The organism is Alloactinosynnema sp. L-07 (assembly GCF_900070365.1).
Lineage (GTDB): Bacteria > Actinomycetota > Actinomycetes > Mycobacteriales > Pseudonocardiaceae > Actinokineospora.
On sequence record NZ_LN850107.1, the window covers coordinates 6,428,222 to 6,451,693 of the forward strand.

Consider the following 23,472-nt stretch of genomic DNA (forward strand, 5'->3'; position numbering starts at 1 on the left):
CAGTCCTGGCTACGGCAGACCAAGCTTGCTCAGGTATGTAATCCGAGCCTCGATCGCGGACTGGAACCGAAGCCAGTTGTGACGTTGATCGAACTCCACGGGTATCGGCTCGTCCGGCGAGGAGGCGATGCAGCAGACCGCGTCATAGAGTTTCTCGCGGACGAATCTATCGCACGACAATGCTGAGCGCTCCATGTATGAAAGGCCAACCCACGCTGGATCCATGGGAAATGCGCCCTTGGTTGCAAGACTCACCGGTCGGCGTGAGCGGAAGTCGTCCTCGACGATGAGGAAGAAGCCAAGCCATGGAACCTCGCCTGGGAAAAGATCCGCCATGATCGCGTGACGCGCGTCAGTCGCGGTGCCGAGCGCCTCTTCCATCCGGTTGTTGTAGTTGTTCCCAAAAGATGGTCCGCCCAGTGCTTTGAGCTCGAACGCCGCGACCAGGGTTCCCTTATGGGCAACGACCAGATCCCACCTTTTGGATGGTCGAAAATATCCAGGGAGCTCAAGTCCGTGGCCTGCCTCGATCCTGATCGACTCTGTCGGATAGCCGGCATCGAGGAAAAACTTGGCGAGCAGCAGGGCAATCGGGTCGAAGTGTTTCCCGCCGCGTACCGAGCCTGCCGTTCCGGCCCCGACGGCGGCTTTGATTCTCGATATTTCGAGTTGGGCACCTTTGGCGCCCCAGTAGGCCTCGATGGCCGTCTCAAACTCGGCCCGAGTAACGGACAACGGTACCCCCGCAAGTCGTCACAGTCGTACGCTTGAGTCGATCTTATACGCCACCCGAGCTGCTTGGGTGGCCGCCTCCGCATCGCGGTCCAGGAAAGCACACCTGAGCGCGTCTTTCGTCTCAGGCGAGATGGAGTCAGGGTGCGGAACGCGAATCTTCTTTAGGTATTGTGCCTGGAATCTCAGGGTGTTCCCGCGCATTCTGACGCTGTAGGCCTCGATGAAGGCCTGAGCTACCCGCGAAAGAAGAAGCCCGCCGAGCACTTCGATGTCCCACTCGTCTGACACCACGTAATAGAGATTGTGATGCGGATAGTGTCCGCCGAGATCCAGGACGGGATTAATCGAGTTTCGCATGTCCTGGATGAGAATTTTCGGCCGTGCGGTCAGTGCGTGGTTGACTTTGTCGATCGTCTTGTGCCAGGAACGTGGGTTCTTCTTCGCGATGTGCCTGCTGGTCAGCTTTTCCCGATGGAGCAAAAAGTACGAGCGAAGCTTGGGGTATCGGCTGAGGTCAACGAGTGTGCCGTCTTCCTCCCAAGGGTTTACCAGATAGTTCTCACCCCAGGTAAACCGGCCAGATTTGGTGTCGCCGGCCATTGCTATCGGAAGCAGCCGGTCCCTCTCGACAATCTCGGGGTCGTCGGTCACGTAGACCGAGTCGGCTCCGGTGGCGATCCCGATGCTGACCCTTGTGCCCAGCCGTGGATCGTGGAGCGGTTCGAAGTTGTCATTCAGATACTCGACCAAAGCGATTCGCTCGGGTGATCCGGCAGGCCACATCTCGTCTCCGGCAAACCAATGCGGGAGTCGGTGGGCTTGGAATCCCGGCCCTGTGGTGGATTCGACATCTTCGTCGAATATCCACCTCGTCAACTGGCTTGCGGACTTGGCATTAAATGTGGAGTCTGCGTCGGCCACGATTGCGCAGCCCTGGCGTCGCCTGCTTATCATGGTAATCGCTGGATAAGCCGATACGGTGGTTTCAAATGCATCGACGTCGTGCATCGTCCACACGGCATCGACGCTGAACTCTGCCGCGACGAGCGACCTCAAAGCGCCGCCGTACTGATTGCGCATCCACCTGTCGGCACAGATGAATGCGAGCCGACCTTCTGGGGCCAGTGATCGCAAGGCGCGCTCATAGAATCCTATATAGACGTCGGCTCGCCCTGACATTGTCGGCCACCGCTCGCGATACGCGGCCGACAGTTTTGTTGGCATGTCTTCGAGACGAATATATGGAGGATTGCCGACGATGAAGTCTGCGCTTGGATCCTGATCGGCGTGATCGAATAGGGTGGCGCGTGGCCCGTCAAGGAGGTAGTCGCCTCGCTGGATCCATGTGGTCGCGAGTCGATGTGATGACTCTGGCTCGATACCCGCATCGATAAGTCGAGTGACGACAAGATCGCGAGTGTGCTTGACGTTGTGTTCGAGCAGGTCATACGCGGATATGGCGTGTGTGAGCACGCCGACGTCCGAATGCCGTGCCGACCAGCTCTCTATCAATCTGTCCACGACGGGTGTGATGAATGCGCCAGTTCCGCAGGACGGCTCAATCAGCCTGAGTGACGACAGGTCGCGGTCAGGGGTGTACCCGACCAGATCCAAGATCGCTTCCACGATCCAGCGTCGAGTGAATACCTCACCGTGGGTGACCCGGGGCGACTGCTGAGCTTGGATCTGCGGCACCTTGACACCTTACGGCGTTCGAACGCCTGTGCGCCTTCAGGTCGGCCCCGTGTCGCCTAGCTGACCTTCTGGGCGCCCTTGGACCCGCGCCGCGCGGCTCGGCGTTGCCAGAGGATGAGCAGGATGCCGAGGATGCCCAGCGTGGCTCCCGACACCGACGTCCAGAGCCAGACCCGGGGAATCGTGTCCGCCACCAGCAGGACGACTCCGGCCAGGACCCACACCCCGGTGCCGACGTAGACGATGGGCGCCAGCGCCAGCAGCCGCGCGGGAAGCGGCGGCGGGGGACGCAGGGGCTGGTCGGGTACGGGCACGGTCCGGAGGTTACTCGTCGGCCGGAGTGGAGCGGGCTTCGAGACCGCCACTAGTTCAGGGACGCAAGATCACAGCTGCGTGAAGATGATTAGTGAGGTATGCTAACAATGTGTCGTCGGAGGGTTCGGAATCGACCGAACGGGCGCTGACCAGCCGGTTGCGGCTGGCTGTGGTGCGGCTGAACCGCAGGCTGCGCGCGCAGCGTTCGAACGCGTCGATCACGTTGACGCAGCTATCGGCACTGTCGTGTCTCTACAAGAGCGGCCCGCTGTCCCCCGGAGAGCTCGCCGCCAGGGAAGGTGTGCAGCCACCCTCGATGACGCGGGTGATCGCCGCGCTGGAAGAGCTGGGTTACCTCAGCCGTAGCCCGCACCCCAGCGACGGCAGGCAGGCGATCGTGGCGCTCACCGATGCCGGTCGGACTTACATCGACGCCGACATCACCGCCCGCGAGGCATGGCTGGACCGGCGGCTGGCCGAACTGGACGACCGTGAGCGGGAGATCCTCGCTCGCGCCGTCGAGATCATCGACAGAATGGCAGGGAACGCGAACTAGTGCAGGCGCAAGCGGGTGGCACCCGAGAACACCGGTCCGACCGACTACCCGCGCCGCCTTCGCGGCCTGACCACGCCCCGTCCCGTGAGTCCACTTCGGACACTCCGGTCCAGGGTGGCATGTTCTCGTCCCTGCGTGTGCGCAACTACCGGACGTACGCGGCGGGCAACCTGGTGTCCAACCTGGGCACGTGGATGCAGCGCATCGCCCAGGACTGGCTGGTGCTGGTCCTCACCGACCACAACCCCGTCGCCCTGGGCATCGCCGCCGCTCTGCAGTTCGCGCCGACGATCCTGCTGTCGCTGTGGGCTGGGGTGCTCGCCGACCGGCTCGACAAGCGCAAGCTCTTGATCGCCGTGCAGATCGGCCTCGCGTCGTGCGCGCTGGCGCTGGGCGTGCTCGACATCACCGGCCAGGTCGAGTTGTGGCATGTGTATGTGCTGTGTGTCGCGGTCGGGGTGTTCTTCGCCGTCGAGGTACCGGTCCGGCAGTCGTTCGTCGCCGAGATCGTCGGTCGGTCGCAGGTCACCAACGCCGTCGCGCTCAACGCCACCGGCTTCAACCTGGCGCGGGTGATCGGGCCCGCCGTCGCGGGCATCATGATCGTGCTGATCGGCACGGGCTGGCTGTTCATCGCCAACGGGGTGATGACCCTGGCCGTGGTCGTCGGGCTGCTGCTGATGCGGGCGGGCGAGCTGCACCCGTCGCCGAAGATCCCCCGGCGCAAGGGGCAGCTCGTCGAGGGCCTTCGCTACGTGCGCAAACGGCCCGACATCATCGTCGTGCTGGTCCTGGTGTTCTTCGTCAGCACGTTCGGGATGACGTTCTTCGTCACGCTGGCGGTGGTCGCGTCCAAGGTCTTCGGGCGCGACGCCGACGGGTACGGGCTGCTCTCGACCGCGCTGGCCATCGGGACCCTGGGCGGCGCGCTCCTCGCGGCCCGGCGCAGCCGCAACGGCAGGCCGCGAACGCGGGTGCTGCTCGGCGCGGCCTTCTCGTTCGGCGTGCTGGAGATCACCGTGGGGCTGATGCCGACGTACACCGCGTTCGCCATCGCGCTGGTGCCGGTCGGTGTGGCCCTGATGACCTTCATGACCACCGCGAACTCGACCGTGCAGCTGGCCGTCGCGCCGGAGATGCGCGGCCGGGTGATGGGCCTCTACATGCTGGTCTTCCTTGGCGGAAACCCGATCGGGGCGCCGATGGTCGGCTGGATGGCGGCCGAGTGGGGGCCGAGGTCGCCGATCTATGTCGGCGGGGCGGTCGCCGCGCTGACGGCGGTGGTCTGCGGAGTGGTCCTGATCCGGCGCGGCGGGGTGAAACTGCCGGTCACGAAGTGGGGCCGGTCACACATCCTGCGTCGAGACCGACGAGGCTTGCCGGTGAAGTGAAGTTAGGCTAACCTAAGTCACGTCGCTTCGTGGTGGGAGTGGCAGTCAGTTCGGGAACAGGCGAGGCCCCGCTCCAAGCGTCCGGAGCGGGGCCTCGCTGTTTTCGGCGGACGAGCTTGTCGGAGCGCCCCCGCCGAGTCCTGGGGGGTTACGCCATGGGCGCGCGCAGGCCGTTGACACCCGCGCGGGCGGCGTCGAACCGGGCGCTGACGTCAGCCCAGTTCACGATGTCCCACAGCCGCTCGATGTAGTCGGTCTTCAGGTTGCGGTACTGCAGGTAGTACGCGTGCTCCCAGACGTCGATCACCAGCAGCGGCGTGGTGGAGATCGACAGGTTCGAGTGATGGTCCTTGAGCTGCTGGGTGATCAGCCGCTCGCCCAGCGGGTCCCACGCCAGCACGCCCCAGCCGGAGCCCTGGATGGTCGCCGACGCGGCGTTGAGCTGGGCCCGCAGGCCGTCGAAGGACCCGAAGTGCTCATCGACGGCCGCGGCGAGCTCGCCGATCGGTTTGTCGCCACCGTCGGGGCTCAGGTTCTTCCACCACTGGGTGTGCAGGGCGTGGCCCGCCAGGTTGAACGCCAGTGCGGCTTCCAGGCCCGCGATGAAGCCGAAGTCGCCTTTGGCGCGGGCGTCGGCGATCTTGTCGAGGGTGTCGTTGGTGCCTTTGACGTAGGCGGCGTGGTGCTTGCTGTGGTGCAGCTCGTTGATCTCGCCGCTGATCACTGGTTCCAGCTGGGCGTAGTCGTAGTCCAGATCGGGGAGGGTGTAGGGCGCCATGGCTCCTCGCTTGTTGCCAGTCAGTTCTAACTGCAACTTACTGGCAACAGTGCGAGGGCGCGCGGGCATCCCACCAATCGGGCCACGTCTCAGTAATCAGGCCAGGTGTGGACCGGCTCCCCGGCCTCACTCAGCTCTATATAGCCCCGCAGCATCGCCACCAGGGCCGCGTCGCGGTCCACGCCGCGGGCCTCCAGTCGGGCCACGGTCGCCCGCTGCCACGTGGAGCCGGTGCGCTTTGCCAGGCATCGCTGCTCGATCACGCCGAGGTACTTCTCGCGGGACTGGTCGGAGACGCCGCAGTCGATCAGGCCCTCGTGGGCCATGGGCAGCAGCCTGCGCAGGACGAGCTCGTCCGGCGGCACCCAGCCGATGCCCGGCCAGTACAGCTGTGCGTCGAAAGCGTGCCTGGCGCCCGAGTACAGGTTCTCCTCCGCCGCCTGGAACGACATCTGTGTCCACACGGGACGGTCTTCCTTGGTGAGGGCCCGTTGTGCGCCATAGAAGAACGCCGCGTTGGCCATCAGGTCGATGATCGTCGGACCAGTGGGGAGCACCCGGTTCTCCACCCGCAGATGGGGAATATCGTCCATGATGTCGTAGACCGGGCGGTTCCAGCGCCAGATCGTGCCGTTGTGCAGCCGCAGTTCGGCCAGTTTCGGCGCCCGGCCGGAGTCCAGGGCCTCGAACGGGTCCTCGTCGTCCACTTCTGGTAGCAGGCCGGGGAAGTAGCGCACATTCTCCTCGAACAAGTCGAAGATCGACGTGATCCACCGCTCGCCGAACCACACCCTTGGGCGCACGCCCTGGTTCTTCAGCTCCTGCGGCCTCGTGTCCGTCGACTGCTCGAACAAGGGGATCCGGGTCTCGTGCCACAACGCCTTGCGCAGCAGGAACGGCGAGTTCGCCGCGAGCGCGACCTGCACGCCCGCCAGGCACTGTGCCGCGTTCCAATTGGCGGCGAAGTTCTCCGGGGGGACCTGCAAGTGCAGTTGCGCCGACGTGCCCGCCGACTCCGAGAGGATCGAGTCCTGCAGGCTGCGCAGGCGTTCCGGGCGCTGGCCCGGCAAGGGGGCGCCCTCCATGTTGAGCAGCATCTCCTCGCCGCGCGCGGCGAAGATCTGGTCGTTGAGCTTGCGGTAGCGTGGGTTGTGCGTGAGCCATCTCGACTCGAAGTGCTCCGTGCGCAGCGTCGGCAGGGTGCCGATCATGACCAGGGTGGCCCCCGCGGCCTGGGCGGCGTGCCCGGCCGCGGTCAGCGACTCGCGCAGTTCGGTCTCCAGGTCGGCCGACTGGCGGCCGCGCAGGGGCCGGGGACGCACGTTTAGCTCCAGGTTCTGCTGACCAAGTTCGGTGGTGTAGCAGGGGTCATCGATCTTCTCCAGCACCGTGTCGTTGAGCATCGCGGGCTGCAGCTTGTCGTCGACCAGGCATAATTCGATCTCCAGGCCCATCCACGGCGGGGACTTCGCGAAACCGCCCTCGGTGAGCATGCGCTCCAGTGCGTCGAGGCAGCGCTGCACCTTCTGGCGATATCGCTGTCGGTCCTCGCGGCTGAATGCCTCGCTAGTCACGTTGTGCCCCATGCCGCCCTCCCGTCCGGCCGGATCGGCGTCCGGCAACCGTGCGGGAGGACAACGGTTTCACAGCGTCGACTCCCTTGCTAGCGGCCAAATTGGTGCCGTGAGTTATGTCAAGGTAACGCTGAGCGAACAGTGTCGGTCGGTGCTCACGCGCCGCCGCAGCGTGCGAAACTGCGCGGTGTGGCGCAGGTGATTGAGGTGACGGATCCGTCGGACCCCCGGCTCGACGATTTCCGCGACCTGACGACCGCCGACCGCCGCCCGGACCGGCCCGGCGGACGCGGGCTGGTGATCGCCGAGGGCGTGGTCGTGGTGCGGCGCCTGCTCGCCTCCCGCTACCCGGTGCGCGCGCTGCTCGGGGTGCGTCGTCGGATCGAGTCGCTTGGGCCCGAACTCGACGGGCTCGACGCGCCCGCCTACGTCGCAACCGCAGAGGTCATGGCCGAGGCGGTGGGCTTCCACCTCAACCGCGGCGTGCTCGCCGTCGCCGACCGCGCGGCCCCGCCGGATCTCGCCGAACTGACCGCGAACGCGCGGACCCTGGCGGTCCTGGAGGGCGTCGGCGACCACGAGAACCTGGGTGCGCTTTTCCGCAACGCGGCCGCGCTCGGCGTCGGCGGTGTGCTGCTCGGTCCGGGGTGCAGCGATCCGCTCTACCGGCGCAGTGTCCGGGTGTCGATGGGGCACGTGCTCGCGGTGCCGTTCGCGCCGATCGAACCGTGGCCGGACGGGCTGAAATGGTTGCGCGACAGTGGTTTTCGGGTCATCGCACTCACTCCGGCGCCCGGATCGGTACCGCTGTCCGAGGCCGTCCGACCCGGCGAACGGGTGGCGGTGCTGCTGGGCTCGGAGGGCCCGGGACTGACCGAGGAGGCCATCGCGGCGGCGGACGCGGCGGTGCGCATCCCGATGGCGGGCGGGGTCGACTCGCTCAACGTGGCCACCGCGGGGGCGGTCGCCTTTTACGCATTAGGCGAAGGGGACACCGGTGGAACTGCACGCCAGGGATGAGCGCGCGGTGCTCGTGGGGCACGACGGCGCCGCGGAGCGGGAGGTCGACCCGCACAGCCTCGCGCTGGGCGCCGACCTGTCCGACGCACTGCACGAGTGGGCCAAGGTCGTGGGCGCCGTGCGCCGCAGCGACACCGCGGACGAGTCGGCCGGGATCGTGGTCTCCCAGCGCGGCAGACAGCTCGCGACCCGCGTCGCCGACGCGATGGGTCAGCCGATCAACTACATCGACCCGCTCTCCGGCGAGGTCTCGCTGATCGAGCCGCCCGAGATCGAACGCCCGGCCCCACCCCCGCCGCCCAAGCGCGCCGAGCCGACGCCTTGGTCCACCGGGCTGGCCGTCTCGGCGTTTGTCTTCGTCTTCGTCGTGGTGGCGATCAACGCGCTGGCCGCGACCCTGATGGAGACGAGCCCGCTGCTGGGGGTGGCGTCGAACGTGGTCATCACCGCCGGTCTGCTGCCGTCGGTGTGGCTGGCCAGGGGCACCCCGACCCTGCGCTGGCTCGCGTACGGCACCGCTGCGGGCATTGCGGTTGGATGGGTGAGCCTGCCCTTCATCCTCTTCGCGTAAGGAACGTCGATGGACTGGACTCTGGAAGTGGTCGTCGTCCCGGTCACCGATGTCGACCGGGCCAAACAGTTCTACGTCGACGGCCTCGGTTTCGACGTCGACCACGACTCCCGCTTCGGCGAGGAGATGCGCATCGTGCAGCTCACCCCGCCAGGGTCGGGCTGCTCGATCGTGATCGGCAAGGGCGTGGGGGACATGGCCCCCGGTTCGATCAAGGGCCTCCAACTGGTGGTGCGCGACCTGCGCGCGGGCCACGCGCAGCTGGTCTCGCGCGGCGTCGAGGTGAGCGAGATCAAGGTCGCGGGCCCTGAGGGCTTCCGCCTCGCCACCGAGGACGACGAGCTCAACAACCAGGGCTTTTGCTTCTTCGACGACCCAGACGGCAACAGCTGGGCGGTCCAGCAGATCACGGCCCGCTCCTGATGCTGGTCGACCCGGCCAACGCCGCCCAACTCGACGCCTGGGACGGCGACCAAGGTGCGTTCTGGACCGCCCGCTCCGACCGCTTCGACGACGGCGTCGCCGCCTACCAGCCCCACTTCCTCGACGCCGCCGCGATCACCCCGACCGACACCGTCCTCGACATCGGCTGCGGCTCGGGCCAAACCACCCGCGCCGCCGCCCACCGCGCCTCAGCAGGCTCGGCCCTAGGCGTGGATCTGTCCTCGGCCATGCTCGCCCACGCCCGCGCTTTGTCGACCGACGTCCCGAACGCGACCTTCCAGCAGGCCGACGCCCAGGTCCACCCCTTCCCGGAAGCCCACTTCGACACCGCCATCAGCCGCCACGGCACCATGTTCTTCGGCGACCCCGACGCCGCGTTCGCCAACATCGCCCGCGCACTGCGCCCCGGCGGCAGGCTGGTCATGCTGTCCTGGCAGGCCCTCGAACGCAACGAGTGGAGCAGCACGTTCGTCAAGGCGGTCTTCGGCTCCCTACCCAAGCCCACACCCGCGACGCCTGGCTCGCTGAAGGACCCGGACCAGGTGCGCACATTGTTGACGTCGGCCGGTTTCACCAACGTGCACATAGCCGCCCTGACCAAACCGATGTACTTCGGCGAAGACGCCAAGGACGCCTTCGACTTCATCTCCGGCCAATTCGCCTGGCACCTGAACAAACTCGACGAAGAAACCCGCGCCCAAGCACACGAGAACCTCCAGGCCGCGATGACCAACCACGAGACACCAGACGGCGTCTACTTCGACTCCGCCGCCTGGCTGATCGACGCCCACCGAACCTGACAAGGGCAGGGGCGGGACGGGCGGGACTCAGCAGCCCTCCTATGCAACCGGACGTCAAGAACGCAGCGGCCTGTTTGGGTGGTTCGCCTTGATTTGGGGGAAATGGGCCTAAAATCGCGGTGCGGGTGAGGTTCCTTGAGCTCGCCTTTTGACCCGCACAGGCCCATTTCTAGGGGTCCCCAAATCAAGGCGAACCACCCAAACAGGCACCCACCAACCAAGAAGGCCCATCAGGCCAACGAGTCCCGCCAAGCAGTATGAAGGTCCGCAAACCGACCAGAACCCGCGATCAACTCCACAGGCGTCCCATCCTCAACGACGCACCCATCATCAACCACCAAAACCCGATCAGCGATCAACACAGTCGACAGCCGATGCGCGATGATCAACGCAGTCCGATCGGCCAACACCGAAACCAGCGCCGACTGAACAGCACGCTCCGTCGGCACGTCCAAACTCGACGTCGCCTCGTCCAACACCAACACCGCCGGATCCGCCAGAAACGCCCGCGCGAAAGCGACCAACTGCCGTTGCCCGGCGGACAGTCGACCGCCCCGCTTACGGACGTCCGTGTCATACCCCTCCGGCAGCGCCGTAATGAACGAATTCGCCCCGACGGCAGTCGCAGCGGCCTCGACCTCAGCGCGAGAAGCGTCCGGGCGCCCGAGTGCGATGTTGTCGGCGACCGACCCCGCGAACAGGAAGTTCTCCTGGGTCACCATCACCACCGACCGCCGCAAGTCCACATCGGACACCGAGCGAATGTCGACGCCGTCCAGTGTCACTGCTCCCGCGCTCGGATCGTAGAACCGGGCGACGAGTTTGGCGATCGTGGACTTGCCCGCGCCGGTCGCGCCGACCAGGGCGACCGTCTGACCCGCCGGGATGGACAGGTCGAACGCGGGCAGCACGACCGGTCCGTCGGCCGAGTACCGGAACTCGACGCCGGTGAAGTCGATGGCGCGGCCTGCGACGTGCGGGGGCAGCGGGCGGGGCTGGGTAGGGTCGACGACGTCCGGTTCCTCTTCCAGCAGGCCGGAAATCTTCTCCAACGCGGCCGTCGCCGACGTGTACGAGTTGGCCACCATCGCGAGATCATCGAGAGGGTCATAGAAGCGGCGCAGGTACAACGTGAACGCGGTCAGCACGCCCAGTTCCAACCCGCCGTCAGCCACCCGCCACGCGCCGATGAAGAGGATGACGGCCAGGGACAGGTTGCCGACCAGGCGGACGGTCATGGTGAAGCGGGCGACGACGTTGAGGGCCTGGCGGTTGGCCTCGCGGAAGCTGTCGTTCAGTTCGTCCATAATGGACTCGTTGCGGGTCTCGCGGCGGAAGGTCTGGACCGCGCGGATGCCGTTCATCGACTCGATGAACTGGACGATGATCTTGGCGATGGCGCCGCGGGTGTTGCGGTAGGCCTGGCCGGACGTCCGGTAGAACCACCTCGTCACCAGCAGCAGCGGCACGAACCCGACCAGCACGAACAGTGCCATCGGCAGGTCGAGCACGAGCAGCAGGACCGCGATCCCGGTGACCGACAGCACCGCAGACAGCAGGTTGTCCAGGCCGTCCTCCAGCAGGTCGTCGAGCGAGTCGACGTCGCTGGTCATCCGGGAGATGACCTTGCCGGAGGTGTACGACTCGTGGAAGCCCAGCGACAGCTTCTGCGCGTGCCGGAAGATCCGCAGCCGCAGGTCGAGCAGCACGTCCTGGCCGATCCGGCCGGACAGGCGCAGGAACAGGTACCGCAGCCCCGACGAGCCGACCGCCGTGCCGATGTAGCCCGTGACGCACCAGGTGATGATCGACGCGTCGCCTGCGATCGCGGCCGGGATGCCCGAGTCGATCGCGATGGCGATGATCAGCGGGCCCGCCAGCGTGGCGGCGTTGTCGGCCACCACGAACAGCAGCGCGAGCAGCGCGGGCCACAAGTGCGGGCGGATCAGCGAGCCGAGCAGCTTGCGGGAGCGCGCTTTGAGTTTGAGTCCGACCGCGTGCGCGACCTCCTCGGTGTCCTCGGCGGCCACCCCGCGCCACGCCTCGGCCTCGCGCGGGTTCTCCACGCGGTCCTTCGAATGGTCGGAAGCGTCCTGGACGGTACTCACGTTCTCACCTCCTCGCGGTCCATTGTGGACAGCAAAGCGCGGTAGTCGGGGTTGGTGGCCAACAGCTCGGTGTGCGTGCCGACCGCGACGATCCGGCCGCCGTCGAGCAGCGCGACCCGGTCGGCGAGCTGCACGGTGCTCGGCCGGTGGGCCACGACCAGCGCGGTCACCCCGGACAGGACGCTGCGCAGCGCGTGTTCGACCTCGGCCTCGGTGTGCACGTCGAGCGCGGACAGCGGGTCGTCGAGCACCAGAACCTGCGGCCTGCCCACGACCGCGCGGGCCAGCGCGAGCCGCTGTCGCTGGCCGCCGGACAGCGACAGGCCCTGCTCGCCGATGCGGGTGTCGAGGCCCCACGGGAGCTTGTCGACGAAGTCCTCGGCCTGCGCGATCCGCAGCGCCACCCGGACGTCCTCGTCGGTGACGTCGTCGGCGCCCAGCGCCACGTTCTCCCGAACGCTGGCGGAGAACAGCACCGGCTCCTCGAACGCCATCGCCACCACGGTCCGCAGCTCGGCCAGCGCGACCTCCCGCACGTCGACGCCGTCGACGGTCACCCGGCCCTCGGTGACGTCGGCCAGCCGGGGGACCAGCGCGGTCAGCGTGGTCTTGCCCGAGCCGGTCGGGCCGACCAGCGCCACCGTCTCACCCGGCGCCACGTCGAGGTCGACCCCGCGCAGCACCGCGTGGTCGGCGCCGGGGTAGCGGAAGTGCACGCCGTCGAACCGCAGCCTGCCGACGCCGTCGGCGGGCAGCGGGCGCGGGTCCGGCGGGTCGGTGATGGTGACCTCGGCGTCGCGGACCTCCCAGTAGCGCTCGCACGCGGTCGCGGCGTGGTTGGTCTCGGCGAGCAGCCAGCCGATCGAGTCCGTCGGCCAGCGCAGGTAGGTGGCCACGGTGATCCCGGCGACGAGCGTGCCGACGGTCATCGATCCGTCGACCAGGCCGCGTGCGCCGAACAGCAGCTGCGCGGCGATGCCCAGCTCGGGCAGCAGGATGATCGCGCCCCACAGCAGCGCCAGCACGCGGATCTTGCGCAGCTCGGTGGTGCGCAGCTCGGCGGCCTCGGCGGCGAACCGCTTGGCCAGGTGCGGACCGCGCCCGAAGGCCTTGAGCACGCGGATGCCGAGCACGGACTCCTCGACCCTGGTCGCCAGGTCGCCCGCCTGGTCCTGTGACCGCCGCGAGAGCCCTGAGTACTTCGATTCGTAGAGCGTCGAGATCAGCACCAACGGAGCGGTGCAGATCAAGGTGATCAGACCCAGTGTCGGCGAGAGGATGAACAGCACGACGAGCCCGCCGACGAGCGTCAGGGTGTTGACGATCAGGAAGATCCCGGCGAAGGCGATGAACCGCCGCAGCGTCGACAGGTCCGACACCGCGCGGGAGAGCAGCTGACCGGACTGCCACCGGTCGTGGAAGGCGATCGGCAGCCGCTGCAGATGCTGGTACAGGTCGGCGCGCATGGCCGCCTCGACCTGGGTGCTGGGCCGCGAGATGAGCCTGCGCCGCACGTAGAACAAGATCGCCTCGGTGGCGCCGAGCGCGGCGATGGCCAGGACCAGCCAGGGCAGCGGGCCGGTGTCCTTCGCGGCGACCGGGCCGTCGAGGATCTGCTGGATGATCAGCGGGATGGCCAGGCCGCACGCCATCGAGCCGAGCACGGCCGAGCCGGAGCCGATTATCCGCGCGCGGACCGGCTTGAGGTATGGGGCGAGCCTGCGCAGGATTGTGATCCGGGTGCCCGGTGCGTCGTCCATGCTCGCCCCCTGTCGTCTGGTGGGCACGGCCGGAAGTTCGCCGAGGGTCTCGACGGCCCAGCTTCCCGCTGGCCGCACGGCCGAAAGGCCCACGGACAACCAGTACGAGGACCTTCCGTCCGCACGCCCAGCGGAAACCTGGATCCGCCGATACCCCCGACGAACTTCCGGTCGTACCCACTTGTCGACGGTAGCCAGGGCGGGTGACTCGGTCATCCGAATTTCCCGACGGGTGCTTTGATGGGCGCATGACTCGACCGGAACCGGTCCGCTTCCTTCGCACGGAGGCGAGCATGGCGTTCACCGAGGGCCGCCTGCTGGCGCTGCGCGACGGCGTCGTGCACGTGCTGGCGCCGGACGGGTGGACCCGGCTGGGGCGGGAGCGGCCGTCCTCGGCGGTGTGGCTGAGCCGGGAGGCGGCGGAGGACTGGTGTGAGCGGGAGGGCTGGGACCTGCACCTGCTCGACCAGGTCCCGACCACCACCCGCTAGAAAACCTCCCGGTCAGCGCTCGTCAGCGCCGCCGGGAGGTTCCGTGTGCGTTATCCCCGGTTTGACCGGGTGCCCAGGAGGACGTCTTCCCACGACGGGACGATCGGCCTGCCCTTCTTGCTTGGCTTCGGGCGTCGAGGCGGTTCGGCCTTGCGAGCCGGTTCGTCGATCAGCGCGTCCGGTTCGTCCCGTTCGCGTGGGTCGGGTTCCTCGTCGGGGAACTCGACGACCGCGGCGGGCTGCTCGGGCTCGTCGATGACATCGGCCACCGCCTCGGCCGGGGCGGTGGGCTCCGGCGCGAGCTCGAAGTCCTCCACGAAGTCCCGGTCCGGCGCCGGTGCGGCCGCCTGTGCCGCCGGGACGACCGGAGGTGCGGGCGTGGCCGGAGCCGGAGGGGGCGTGATCGCGGGCTCGACGGTGTCCACCACCTCGATCGCCTCGATCGCGGTGGTGTCCAGGTTGAGCGCCGCCTGGGCCAGCTCCGTCACCGGGCGCACCGTGCGCAGGGGGCGGTTGGGCTGGGGGTCCAGGAGATCGCGGGCGTGATCGTCCAGCGCGCCGACGGTGCCGCCGTGGGCGCCGGGGTGGAACGACCAGTGGGCGCGGTTCAGCGAGCGGCCCGCGGTCCAGGCCAGCTCGACCACCCACTTGCCGTCCTCGCCGCGCCAGGAATCCCAGTTGGCGGCGGCGTAGTCCTGGCCGCGCAGGCCGAAGGCGTGGGCGACCACCTCGCCGAGGGTCTGCAGGTCCGGCCCGTCCTCGCGCAGCGGGTGAGCGCGCTGGGCGAGATCGGCGGTGCGGGAGCGCTCCAGTAACACGGGGTAGGCGAAGCGCTCGACCTTGTGGGCCGGGATGCCCGCCGCCTCGGCGACTTGCTCCACGGACTCTCCGGCGCGGATACGGGTCTGGATCTCACGAGGACGCATCTGGCTCTCCAGCTCGATTTCGATCTGGCCGAGTCGGGTGACGTCTCCTCGAGCGGCCGCACGCAGCCGTTCGTCCGCGGGAAGGGTGAAACGCTCGCCACGCGCCAGGTCCTCGCAGATGACGGTCTTGCCGTCATCCCCGAGCCCGACGACCCGCAGCGCGCGCATCGTGCACCTCCATACGATCTGAGCAGACTTCACTCGCCAGCGTCCCACGGTAGATCGGCGAGTCGCCTTGACGAGCGAGGCGCGCCGGACCCACGGGGGATATCCCTCGTGATCTTGCCGTATCCGGAAGGAGATCCGCACGCGGGTTCGGCGCGTTCACCCGTTCAGTTGCTCAGCCGAGCTGCTCGACGACCCAATCGATCGCGCCGGTCAGCGTGGTGATGTCATCGGGCTCGATGGCCGGGAACATCGCCACTCGCAGCTGGTTGCGGCCCAGCTTGCGGTACGGCTCGACGTCGACGATCCCGTTGGCGCGCAACACCTTGGCCACCGTGGCGGCGTCGATCGAGTCGGCGAAGTCGATCGTGCCGACGACCTGCGAGCGGTGCGCGGGCTCGGCGACGTACGGGGAGGTGAAGTCGCGCTCCTCGGCCCACGAGTAGAGCCTGCTCGACGAGTCCTTGGTGCGCGCGACGGTCCAGTCGAGGCCGCCGTTGGCCAGCATCCAGTCGATCTGCTCGGCCAGCAGGAACAGCGTCGAGATCGCCGGGGTGTTGTAGGTCTGGTCCTTGGCCGAGTTGTCGATCGCGGTGGTGAGCGACAGGAACTCGGGGATCCAGCGGTCCGACGCGCCGATCTCGGCCGCGCGGGCCAGCGCCGCCGGGCTCATCAGCGCCAGCCAGAGCCCGCCGTCGGCGGCGAAGCACTTCTGCGGGCCGAAGTAGTACACGTCGGCGTCGGCGGCGTTGACCGGCAGGCCACCCGCGCCGGAGGTCGCGTCGACGGCGATCAGCGCGTCGCCGGAACCGGCGGGCCGCGCGACCGGCATCTGCACGCCGGTGGACGTCTCGTTCTGCGCCCAGCCGACCAGGTCGGCGCCCTCGGCGTAGACGATCTCGGGCGCGGTGCCCGGCTCGGCCTTGACCACGATCGGGTCGGCCAGGAACGGCGCGCCCTTGGTGGCGGCGGCGAACTTGGCGGAGAACTCGCCGTTGGTGAAGTGCTGCGACCGCTCTCGGACCAGCCCGAACGCGGCGATGTCCCAGAACGCGGTCGCGCCGCCGTTGCCCAGCACGACCTCGTAGTCGTCGGGGATGGAGAACAGGTCGCGCAGGCCGGTGCGGACCCGGCCGACGAGCGACTTGACCGGCTTCTGGCGGTGGGAGGTGCCCAGCAGCTTGGCCCCCTCGGACGCGAGCGCCGCGACCTGCTCCGGACGGACCTTGGACGGTCCGCAGCCGAAGCGGCCGTCGGAGGGCTGCAGGTCGGCGGGCAGCACGAGGGTGCTCGGGTCGGCGGTCTGGGTCATGCTCGGCGCCTTTCGCGGGGTACGAGACTGGGGCCCCGGCGACACTGACGGGCGCGCCCAGTCTCCCACGAGGGGTGATGGGGGCGACAAACGCGCTGACCTCGGTCGTCACCGCGGCTCGACCCGTCCACCACTGCCGTCACGCTGGCTCGTTCAACAATCCTAATGTTCAACAGTTTGGGGATCGGGGGTTTGGTCGTCGCCAGCCGTTGTGCTCCGGCCCTTGTGCAACGAATGAGTGGACTCGTCGTGCGTACGACGGGGTCGCTCCCCTAGCCCGAGCGTTTAACATCCGGACGACGGTGTCCAGGGCGCCTGCGGCGTCGCTGCGCGATCGGCAAGCCGACCCTGGACACCGCCGTCCGGATGTTAAAGATGGCCAGGACGGGGTGCTGGTGGAAAGCGGTCGGGTGGGGCTTTGGTGCCGCTGTCCTGTTGCTGTCTAGGGATTATTGAACGATCGGACAATCCGACAATTCTACGATCGGACAATCCAGCGATCAGCGATCAACCGATCAGCGATCAGCCGAATCACTTGTCGCGGGTGCGCCAGCCGTGCTCGTCTACGCCACCTGGGATTGCCTCTGGGGTGCCGTACGGCTCGCGGGTGAATACGAAGGTGGCCAGGTCCAGGTGGCTGGGGGAGCCGTCGGGGTGCCTGCGCAGCGTCAGCGTCTCGCCTGCGTAGTAGCCGTCTAGGCCGGTCCAGCTGTCCTTTCCTGCGGGGCGGAATCGGGACTGCCTGCCCATCCCGTTGACCGGTGTCAGCCGCAACCAGCCTTCGGGCATCAGCCGCAGGAGGTACGGGGTCGGTCCCCAGTGCCACAGGCCGGTCAGCGCCAGCAGCGCCGGGTCGGCCTCGGTCATCGGCTCCCACTCGGCGGGCAGGGTGGGTTCGTGTTCCTCGACGATGTTGATCAGCTCGCTGGCCATCGTCACGATCGGGACGCCTGAGGTGGTGTTGGCCATGGCCAGGGCGCCGGTTCCGGTTCGCCAGTCGACCAGGACGCTGGCCAGGAAGCCGGGCATCGAGCCGCTGTGGCCGGACAGCCGCCGCCCGCCGAGGCGGATCGCCTCGAAGCCGAGGCCGTAGCCCATGGTCCAGGCGTCGTTGTCGTCGACGTGGATCGGGGTGCGCATCTCCGCGACGGTGTCTGGGTGCAGGACGTCGCCGGTGTCGCCGAGGATGAAGCGGGCCCAGCGGGCCAGGTCGGCGACCGTGGACCACAGCTGACCCGCCGGCGCCATCGCGCCGGAGTCGGGGGTGGGTTCGTTGAGCAGGACGTCGGCGAACGGGTGGACCGCCCAGCCCAGCGCGGCCGGGGCCTGCGGGGCGGGGGTGGTGCGGGTCATCTCCAGCGGTTTGAGGATCTCGGAGGTGAGCACGTCGAGCCAGCTCGCGCCGCGGGTGCGGGCGACGAGTTCGCCGAGGACGCCGTAGCCGACGTTGGTGTAGTGGAAGCGGGCGCCGGGGCGGTGGCGCACGGCGTCGGTGGTCAGGCTGCACTCCAGGGCCGTCCAGTCGTCACCCTCGGCGCGCTCCCACCACGCGCCGGGGGACTCCGAGGTCAGGCCGCCGGTGTGGGAGAGCAGCTGGGCGACGGTGACCTCGCCGAAGGACGTGCCCGGCACGTGCATGTCCAGCGGGTCGTTGAGGTCGAGTCTGCCCTCGTCGCGCAGCCGCATGACCAGCACCGCGATGAACGTCTTGGTGATCGAGCCGATCCGGTACTGGATGTCGGTCGTCGGGGGCAGGCCATCGACCTTGCCCCGGGCGCCGGTCCAGGCGATGGCTCCGTCGCGGACGACGGCCGCGACCAGGGATGGGGCGCGGCTGTCGGCCTGCACCGCCGCGATCCGGCGGAGCAGTGCGAACTCGGTGGTCTGCAGCATGAAATGAATTGTGGGTCATAAATCAACCCAATAACCCTTTGGCCATGGCCGTCGTGACCGCCGCGGTCCGATCGGACACTCCGAGCTTATCGAAAGAACGGACCAAATGGGTCTTTACAGTCGCCTCACTGATGTGTAACGCCCGGCCGATCTCGGCGTTAGTCCTGCCTTGGGCCACCAGCCGCAGCACGTCGGTCTCGCGAGCGGAAAGTCCCAGCTTGGCGGGGGTGCGGACGCTGCGCATGAGCTTGCCCGCCACCGACGGCGCCAGCACCGTCTCACCCCGGCTGGCCGCGCGCACGGCACCGGCCAATTCGGACCTTGAGGCATCTTTCAACATATAACCAGATGCGCCCGCCTCGACCGCCCGCAAGATATCCGAGTCGGTCTCGTATGTGGTCAGCACCACCACGGCGGAGATCGACTCGGCGACAATGCGCTCGGTGGCGCCGACACCGTCCAATCCGGGCATTCGCAGGTCCATCAGGATGACCTGTGGGCGCAGCGCGCGGGCCACGGTGACCGCCTCGTCGCCATTCCCCGCCTCGCCGACGACGGTCAGGTCCGGTTCGGCCTCCAGCATCCCGCGCAGGCCCGCGCGGACGACGGGATGGTCGTCCACCAACAGCACGGTGATCATCGGGGCACCGCCAGGGTGACCGTGGTGCCCGCGCCCGGCGCGCTCACGACCTCGGCCACGGCGGAGAACTGCGCGGCCCTGGCGCGCATGCCGCGCAGGCCGTAGCCGTCGGTGGCCGCGCCCGGGTCGAAGCCGACGCCGTTGTCGCTGATCCGCAAGGTGACTCCTTCGTCGGTGTGGCCCAGGTGGACCGTGACCGAGTCCGCGCGCGCGTGCTTGCGGACGTTGGCGATGGCCTCCTGTGCCGCGCGCAGCAGCAGCACCTCGACCCCGGTGGGGATCTCGCCCGCACCGTCCACTTGGAACGCCGCACGCACCCCGGTTTCGGCCAGCCGGTCGACCTGCCTGCGCAGCGCGTCGGCCAGGGTGCCATCGGCCAGCGCGGTCGGAGCGAGCGCGGCGACCAGGGCGCGGGCCTCGGCCAGATTCTCCCTGGCCGTGCGGGCGGCCAGGTCCAGGTTGCGCCGGACCTGGCCGCTGTCGCGGTCCACGGCGGACTCGGCGGCCTGGACCAGGGTGACGATGCTGGTGAAGCCCTGGGCCAGGGTGTCGTGGATCTCGCCCGCCAGCCGCGTGCGCTCGGCGCTGACCCCGGCCTCGTGGGACAGCCGGGCCACCTCGGCCCGGCTGCGCTCCAGCTCGGTGATGAGCGCGGCCCGCTCGTCGCTCTCGTCGGTGATTCGGTTGATGTAGAAGCCGATCAGGATGGAGAACGCCAGGCCGAGGAAGGACGCGGGGAGCAGGCCGTGGATCTCGCCCATCGCCCCCGACCGCCACGCCCCGAGGAACGGCGGGATGATGTTGAGGGCGCCCACGATCGGCGCGGCCATGGCGAAGCTCGTGCTCATGAAGACCATCGGGCAGACGATGAACAGCGCGTAGGTGCTCATCTGGACGAAGCCGACGGCGGTGAAGAACAGGACCAGCAGGCCGACGATGAAGATGTTCCCCCGGCGGCGGTCGCCGGTGACGATCGCCATGGGCCTGCCGTAGAGCACGTGCCACGCACCGAGGGCGACCAACGCGGCCATGGCCGCGATCCGCTCGGCGGGCGGGGCCTTGGCGACCATGACGAAGACCAGGACCCCGGCGAGGCCGACGGCGAAGTAGACGTCCCACATCCAGATCGGATCCCGTCGGCCCGCCGTGGTCACCGCTTCTCGCTCCAGCGGAACGTCGCCAGGCACAGCACCAGACCGATCACGCACCACGCCCCCAGCACCAGCGCCGTCATCCCGTGCTCCCATGACCCAGCCACCTCCGCGGCCTTCATGCTGTCCGGCAGGAACACCGAACGGAAGCCCTGGCCCATCCACTTGACCGGGAAGAACGACGCCACGGTCACCATCGAGTTCGGCAGCACCGAGATGTGCACGAAGATGCCAGACAGGAACTGCAGCGCGATCACCGGCAGGTTCAGCACCGCGGGCGCGCTCTTGGCCGACTTCGCCAGCGAACTCGCCGCGATGCCCAGCAGTGTGCAGGCCAGCACCGACAGCGCGAGCACCCAGGCCAGCGTCAGCCAGCGGCCGGGGTCGCTGGGCAGCGGCAGGTCGAAGGCCAGCACGCCGACGGCGAGCAGCAGGACCACCTCGGCGACCGTGGCCACCGCCACCAGCACGATCTTGCCGATGAAGTACGCCACCGCGCTGACCGGCGTGCCGCGCAGCCGCTTGAGCGTGCCGTCCTCCCGGTCGACCGCGATGCCGATCCCGGTGGTGAGGAACGCCGTCGACAGGATCCCGTAGGCGATCATGCTCGCCGCGAAGACCTGGCTCATCGGCACGGTGTTGCCGGGATCGGTGCCGGTGAAGATCGAGCCGAGCAGGATCAGCAGGAACGCGGGGAACGAGAAGGTGAAGATCACCGCGTCCTTGGCCCGGAAGAACATGCGGAGCTCGGCCTGCCCCCTCGACAGGCCGATCGCCGCGCTGCTGGGCAGGCTGGTGGAAAGAGTGGTCACCGCGTGGCTCCGATCAGGTCCAGGTACACGTCCTCGAGGCTGGGCTGGTGCACCTTGAGCCCGCTGACCGCCTGACCGGCCAGGCGCGCGACCACGCCTGCCGGGTCGTCGGTGCTGATCTCGTGATGGCCGTCCGCGTCGGTCCAGCTCACCGTGGCCGCCGCGGTCGCCCGCCCGCCGAGCGTCGCGGGCGTCCCCTCGGCGACGATCCGCCCGCCCGCGATCACCGCCAGCCGGTCGGCCAGCGCCTCGGCCTCGTCGAGGTAGTGGGTGGTGAGCACGATGGTCGTGCCCTCGGCGGCCAGCGTCTGGACCAGCGCCCAGAACTGGCGGCGGGCCTGCGGGTCGAAGCCGGTGGTCGGTTCGTCCAGGAAGAGCAGTTCGGGATCGCCGACGATGCCCAGCGCCACGTCGACCCGCCTGCGCTGGCCGCCCGACAGCGACCGGATCCGGGCGTCTGCCTTCTCGGCGAGCCCGCAGACCTCGATCACGTCGTCGACCCGGCGGGGCCGCGGGTAGTAGCCCGCGAAGTGCCTGACGGTCTCCCGGACGGTCAACTCGGCCGCGTCGGTCGCGGTCTGCAGGACGATGCCGATACGAGCCCGCCAGGCGCGGCCCGCTTCCCCAGGGTCGGTGCCGAGGACCTTCACGAAGCCCTCGTCGCGGTCCCGGTGACCCTCAAGGATCTCGACGGTTGTCGTCTTGCCCGCGCCGTTGGGGCCGAGGAGGGCGAAGACCTCGCCACGCTCGACGGTCAGGTCGATTCCTTGTACGGCGTGGGTGTCGCCGTACCTCTTGCGCAATCCGCGCACTTCGATCGCGTTCATGGATTCATGGTTTCTCGGAACCCGGGTGCCAAGGGACGCCTGAGTCATCGACTCGCGTGTCATCCGATCGGTTGACACTCCAGGTCCGTCGTCCGGCGTGCCAAGATCACGATCCAGGCGCAGGCCTGGCGGCTGGCGGGCTTCCTCGCCGCGCCGGCCGTCATCGGCATCGTGATCAGCCTTGGCTGTTCGGGTCTGAGTGGAAGCGGTAGCGCCAGAAGGACGGCACCGCCACGACCGTGACGACGGTCAGCGCGACCACGGCGATCCCGCCGAGGGTGGCCGCTGCCGCCGTTCCCAGGGCGGCGCCGCCCCAGCCGTGGGCCAGGTCGGCGATTCTGGGGCCGCCCGCGACGACCACGATGAACACGCCCTGCATGCGGCCGCGCATTTCGTCGGTGGCCTCGGTCTGCAGCATCGAACTACGGTGTACGGCGCTGACCAGGTCGGCGCCGCCGCCGATGGCGAGGAATATGACGGCCAGCCACAGCGCGTTCGACAGGCCGAAGCCGACCATCGCCACGCCCCAGACGACCACCGACACGGTGACCACCGCGCCCTGCCTGGTCATGCGGGAGAACCAGCCGGAGAACACGCCGAACAGCGCCGAGCCGATCGGGATCGCCGCGTAGAGCCAGCCCAGCGCGATGCCGCCGCCGGGCGGGTCGCCGAAGGTCCGCTCGGCCATCTCCGGGAACAGCGCGCGGGGCATGCCCGCGACCATGGCGATGATGTCGACCAGGAACGAGACCAGCAGGATGTTGCGGCCCCGCAGGTAGCTGAACCCGGCCGCGATGTCGCCAAGGCCTGCCTTGCGCGAGGAGCCCGCGCCCGGCGGGATCGGCGGCAGGCGGAACACCAGCCACAGGCACAGCGTCAGCGCGACCGTGTCGATCAGGTACAAAGTGGACAGTCCGAGCGCCGGGATCAGCGCGCCCGCCGCCAACGGGCCGAAGACCATGCCGAAGGTCGACGTGGTGAAGTTCAGGGCGTTGGCCTGCGGCAGCAGTTCGGCGGGCACCAGCCGGGCCACCGCCGCGCTGCGCGTGGGCATGTTGACCGCGACGAACGCCTGTTGCAGGCCGAGCAGCACCAGGACCGTCGACACCGAACCCAGCGACACGAACGCTTGCAGCCAGAGCAGCCCGGACGTCACCGCGACGCCGATGTTGCTGACGATCATGACCTTGCGGCGGTCGTGCGCGTCGGCGATCGCGCCGCCCCACAGCCCGAAGACGAGCAGGGGGAGCAGGCCGACCGCGCCGGTCACGCCGACCCAGCCCGACGAGCCGGTCAGGTCGTAGACCTGCTTGGGCACGGCAACGGCGGTGAGCTGGCTGCCGACGGCGGTGACCGCCGTCGACATCCACAGTCTGCGGTAGTCGCGCACCCGGAGCGGGCGAACGTCGATGAGGACCCGGCTGAGCCGTCCACGTTTTGCGGTCTTCGGCTCGGCTTCAAGGGTCACGCCGATGAGCTTAGCTCAGCTAACTAACGGACTTCCTGTG

At 68.4% G+C, this 23,472-nt stretch carries 22 protein-coding genes; 7 read left to right on the forward strand and 15 right to left on the reverse strand.

Features of this window, described 5'->3' with window-relative positions:
* Positions 1-9: 9 nt before the first annotated feature.
* From BN1701_RS29380 to BN1701_RS29390, 3 genes are read right to left on the reverse strand one after another with little or no spacing between them, the layout of a single operon-like run.
* On the reverse strand, positions 10-735 hold the full coding sequence (locus BN1701_RS29380) for a PaeR7I family type II restriction endonuclease (RefSeq protein ID WP_054054189.1): 726 nt from the start codon (positions 733-735) through the stop codon (positions 10-12).
* Positions 736-753: 18 nt separating this feature from the next.
* The gene (locus BN1701_RS29385; protein ID WP_054054190.1) at positions 754-2,430 is read right to left on the reverse strand and encodes an N-6 DNA methylase; all 1,677 of its coding nucleotides are present in this window, start codon (positions 2,428-2,430) and stop codon (positions 754-756) included.
* 56 nt (positions 2,431-2,486) lie between these two features.
* Complete coding sequence (locus BN1701_RS29390; protein ID WP_231949751.1) at positions 2,487-2,744, reverse strand: DUF2530 domain-containing protein; 258 nt, start codon at positions 2,742-2,744, stop codon at positions 2,487-2,489.
* A gap of 110 nt (positions 2,745-2,854) precedes the next feature.
* Between BN1701_RS29390 and BN1701_RS29395 the strand changes: the two genes are divergently transcribed.
* Entirely contained in the window at positions 2,855-3,301 is a 447-nt protein-coding gene (locus BN1701_RS29395; protein ID WP_054054193.1) for a MarR family winged helix-turn-helix transcriptional regulator, read from the forward strand.
* A 119-nt stretch (positions 3,302-3,420) separates the two neighbouring features.
* Positions 3,421-4,692: an MFS transporter gene (locus tag BN1701_RS29400; RefSeq protein ID WP_054054195.1), complete on the forward strand. Its 1,272-nt coding sequence runs from the start codon at positions 3,421-3,423 to the stop codon at positions 4,690-4,692.
* 148 nt (positions 4,693-4,840) lie between these two features.
* Here BN1701_RS29400 and BN1701_RS29405 read toward each other — a convergent pair whose 3' ends face one another.
* Complete coding sequence (locus tag BN1701_RS29405) at positions 4,841-5,470, reverse strand: superoxide dismutase (RefSeq protein WP_054054197.1); 630 nt, start codon at positions 5,468-5,470, stop codon at positions 4,841-4,843.
* An 89-nt stretch (positions 5,471-5,559) separates the two neighbouring features.
* Entirely contained in the window at positions 5,560-7,056 is a 1,497-nt protein-coding gene (locus tag BN1701_RS29410) for a glutamate--cysteine ligase (protein ID WP_054054199.1), read from the reverse strand.
* A 177-nt stretch (positions 7,057-7,233) separates the two neighbouring features.
* Between BN1701_RS29410 and BN1701_RS29415 the strand changes: the two genes are divergently transcribed.
* From BN1701_RS29415 to BN1701_RS29430, 4 genes are read left to right on the forward strand one after another with little or no spacing between them, the layout of a single operon-like run.
* On the forward strand, positions 7,234-8,064 hold the full coding sequence (locus BN1701_RS29415) for an RNA methyltransferase (protein WP_054056229.1): 831 nt from the start codon (positions 7,234-7,236) through the stop codon (positions 8,062-8,064).
* Positions 8,042-8,635 carry a DUF2537 domain-containing protein gene (locus tag BN1701_RS29420; RefSeq protein ID WP_054054201.1) on the forward strand — a complete coding sequence of 198 codons (594 nt, stop codon included), beginning with the start codon at positions 8,042-8,044 and terminating at the stop codon, positions 8,633-8,635. Before BN1701_RS29415 ends, BN1701_RS29420 begins: the two co-directional genes overlap by 23 nt.
* Positions 8,636-8,644: 9 nt before the next feature.
* Positions 8,645-9,058, forward strand: a complete 414-nt coding sequence (locus BN1701_RS29425; RefSeq protein ID WP_054054203.1) for a glyoxalase superfamily protein — start codon at positions 8,645-8,647, stop codon at positions 9,056-9,058.
* Positions 9,058-9,879, forward strand: a complete 822-nt coding sequence (locus BN1701_RS29430) for a class I SAM-dependent methyltransferase (protein WP_054054205.1) — start codon at positions 9,058-9,060, stop codon at positions 9,877-9,879. Before BN1701_RS29425 ends, BN1701_RS29430 begins: the two co-directional genes overlap by 1 nt.
* Positions 9,880-10,109: 230 nt before the next feature.
* Here BN1701_RS29430 and BN1701_RS29435 read toward each other — a convergent pair whose 3' ends face one another.
* Positions 10,110-11,987 (reverse strand): ABC transporter ATP-binding protein, encoded by a 1,878-nt coding sequence (locus BN1701_RS29435; RefSeq protein ID WP_054054207.1) that lies wholly within the window; start codon positions 11,985-11,987, stop codon positions 10,110-10,112.
* The gene (locus BN1701_RS29440) at positions 11,984-13,747 is read right to left on the reverse strand and encodes an ABC transporter ATP-binding protein (protein ID WP_082860138.1); all 1,764 of its coding nucleotides are present in this window, start codon (positions 13,745-13,747) and stop codon (positions 11,984-11,986) included. The genes BN1701_RS29435 and BN1701_RS29440 overlap by 4 nt, the downstream gene beginning before the upstream one ends.
* A gap of 248 nt (positions 13,748-13,995) precedes the next feature.
* On the opposite strand from BN1701_RS29440, the gene BN1701_RS29445 reads away from it, so the two are divergent.
* The gene (locus BN1701_RS29445; protein ID WP_231949752.1) at positions 13,996-14,238 is read left to right on the forward strand and encodes a hypothetical protein; all 243 of its coding nucleotides are present in this window, start codon (positions 13,996-13,998) and stop codon (positions 14,236-14,238) included.
* Positions 14,239-14,288: 50 nt separating this feature from the next.
* Here BN1701_RS29445 and sepH read toward each other — a convergent pair whose 3' ends face one another.
* The 8 genes from sepH to BN1701_RS29485 form a co-directional block, all read right to left on the reverse strand.
* A complete protein-coding gene (gene sepH, locus BN1701_RS29450) occupies positions 14,289-15,332 on the reverse strand; it encodes a septation protein SepH (protein ID WP_054054210.1) in 1,044 nt (347 codons plus the stop codon).
* A gap of 172 nt (positions 15,333-15,504) precedes the next feature.
* Positions 15,505-16,641 (reverse strand): phosphoserine transaminase, encoded by a 1,137-nt coding sequence (serC, locus tag BN1701_RS29455; RefSeq protein WP_054054213.1) that lies wholly within the window; start codon positions 16,639-16,641, stop codon positions 15,505-15,507.
* Between the two features lie 531 nt (positions 16,642-17,172).
* Positions 17,173-18,534, reverse strand: a complete 1,362-nt coding sequence (locus BN1701_RS29460; RefSeq protein ID WP_054054215.1) for a serine hydrolase — start codon at positions 18,532-18,534, stop codon at positions 17,173-17,175.
* A 22-nt stretch (positions 18,535-18,556) separates the two neighbouring features.
* The gene (locus BN1701_RS29465; RefSeq protein ID WP_054054217.1) at positions 18,557-19,174 is read right to left on the reverse strand and encodes a response regulator transcription factor; all 618 of its coding nucleotides are present in this window, start codon (positions 19,172-19,174) and stop codon (positions 18,557-18,559) included.
* Positions 19,171-20,361 carry a sensor histidine kinase gene (locus BN1701_RS29470; RefSeq protein ID WP_172803342.1) on the reverse strand — a complete coding sequence of 397 codons (1,191 nt, stop codon included), beginning with the start codon at positions 20,359-20,361 and terminating at the stop codon, positions 19,171-19,173. The genes BN1701_RS29465 and BN1701_RS29470 overlap by 4 nt, the downstream gene beginning before the upstream one ends.
* On the reverse strand, positions 20,325-21,137 hold the full coding sequence (locus tag BN1701_RS29475) for an ABC transporter permease (RefSeq protein ID WP_054054222.1): 813 nt from the start codon (positions 21,135-21,137) through the stop codon (positions 20,325-20,327). The genes BN1701_RS29470 and BN1701_RS29475 overlap by 37 nt, the downstream gene beginning before the upstream one ends.
* Positions 21,134-21,964, reverse strand: coding sequence for an ABC transporter ATP-binding protein (locus BN1701_RS29480; protein WP_157368283.1), 831 nt, complete (start codon positions 21,962-21,964; stop codon positions 21,134-21,136). The genes BN1701_RS29475 and BN1701_RS29480 overlap by 4 nt, the downstream gene beginning before the upstream one ends.
* 175 nt (positions 21,965-22,139) lie before the next feature.
* A complete protein-coding gene (locus BN1701_RS29485; protein WP_054054223.1) occupies positions 22,140-23,432 on the reverse strand; it encodes an MFS transporter in 1,293 nt (430 codons plus the stop codon).
* Positions 23,433-23,472: the final 40 nt, after the last annotated feature.

Coding starts and splice junctions, on each gene's coding strand:
- BN1701_RS29400 (WP_054054195.1), top strand. CDS start 3,421: ATGTTCTCGTCCCTGCGTGTGCGCAACTACCGGACGTACGCGGCGGGC.
- BN1701_RS29405 (WP_054054197.1), bottom strand. CDS start 5,470: ATGGCGCCCTACACCCTCCCCGATCTGGACTACGACTACGCCCAGCTG.
- BN1701_RS29410 (WP_054054199.1), bottom strand. CDS start 7,056: ATGGGGCACAACGTGACTAGCGAGGCATTCAGCCGCGAGGACCGACAG.
- BN1701_RS29425 (WP_054054203.1), top strand. CDS start 8,645: ATGGACTGGACTCTGGAAGTGGTCGTCGTCCCGGTCACCGATGTCGAC.
- BN1701_RS29430 (WP_054054205.1), top strand. CDS start 9,058: ATGCTGGTCGACCCGGCCAACGCCGCCCAACTCGACGCCTGGGACGGC.
- BN1701_RS29440 (WP_082860138.1), bottom strand. CDS start 13,747: ATGGACGACGCACCGGGCACCCGGATCACAATCCTGCGCAGGCTCGCC.
- BN1701_RS29445 (WP_231949752.1), top strand. CDS start 13,996: ATGACTCGACCGGAACCGGTCCGCTTCCTTCGCACGGAGGCGAGCATG.
- sepH (WP_054054210.1), bottom strand. CDS start 15,332: ATGCGCGCGCTGCGGGTCGTCGGGCTCGGGGATGACGGCAAGACCGTC.
- serC (WP_054054213.1), bottom strand. CDS start 16,641: ATGACCCAGACCGCCGACCCGAGCACCCTCGTGCTGCCCGCCGACCTG.
- BN1701_RS29460 (WP_054054215.1), bottom strand. CDS start 18,534: ATGCTGCAGACCACCGAGTTCGCACTGCTCCGCCGGATCGCGGCGGTG.
- BN1701_RS29465 (WP_054054217.1), bottom strand. CDS start 19,174: ATGATCACCGTGCTGTTGGTGGACGACCATCCCGTCGTCCGCGCGGGC.
- BN1701_RS29480 (WP_157368283.1), bottom strand. CDS start 21,964: ATGAACGCGATCGAAGTGCGCGGATTGCGCAAGAGGTACGGCGACACC.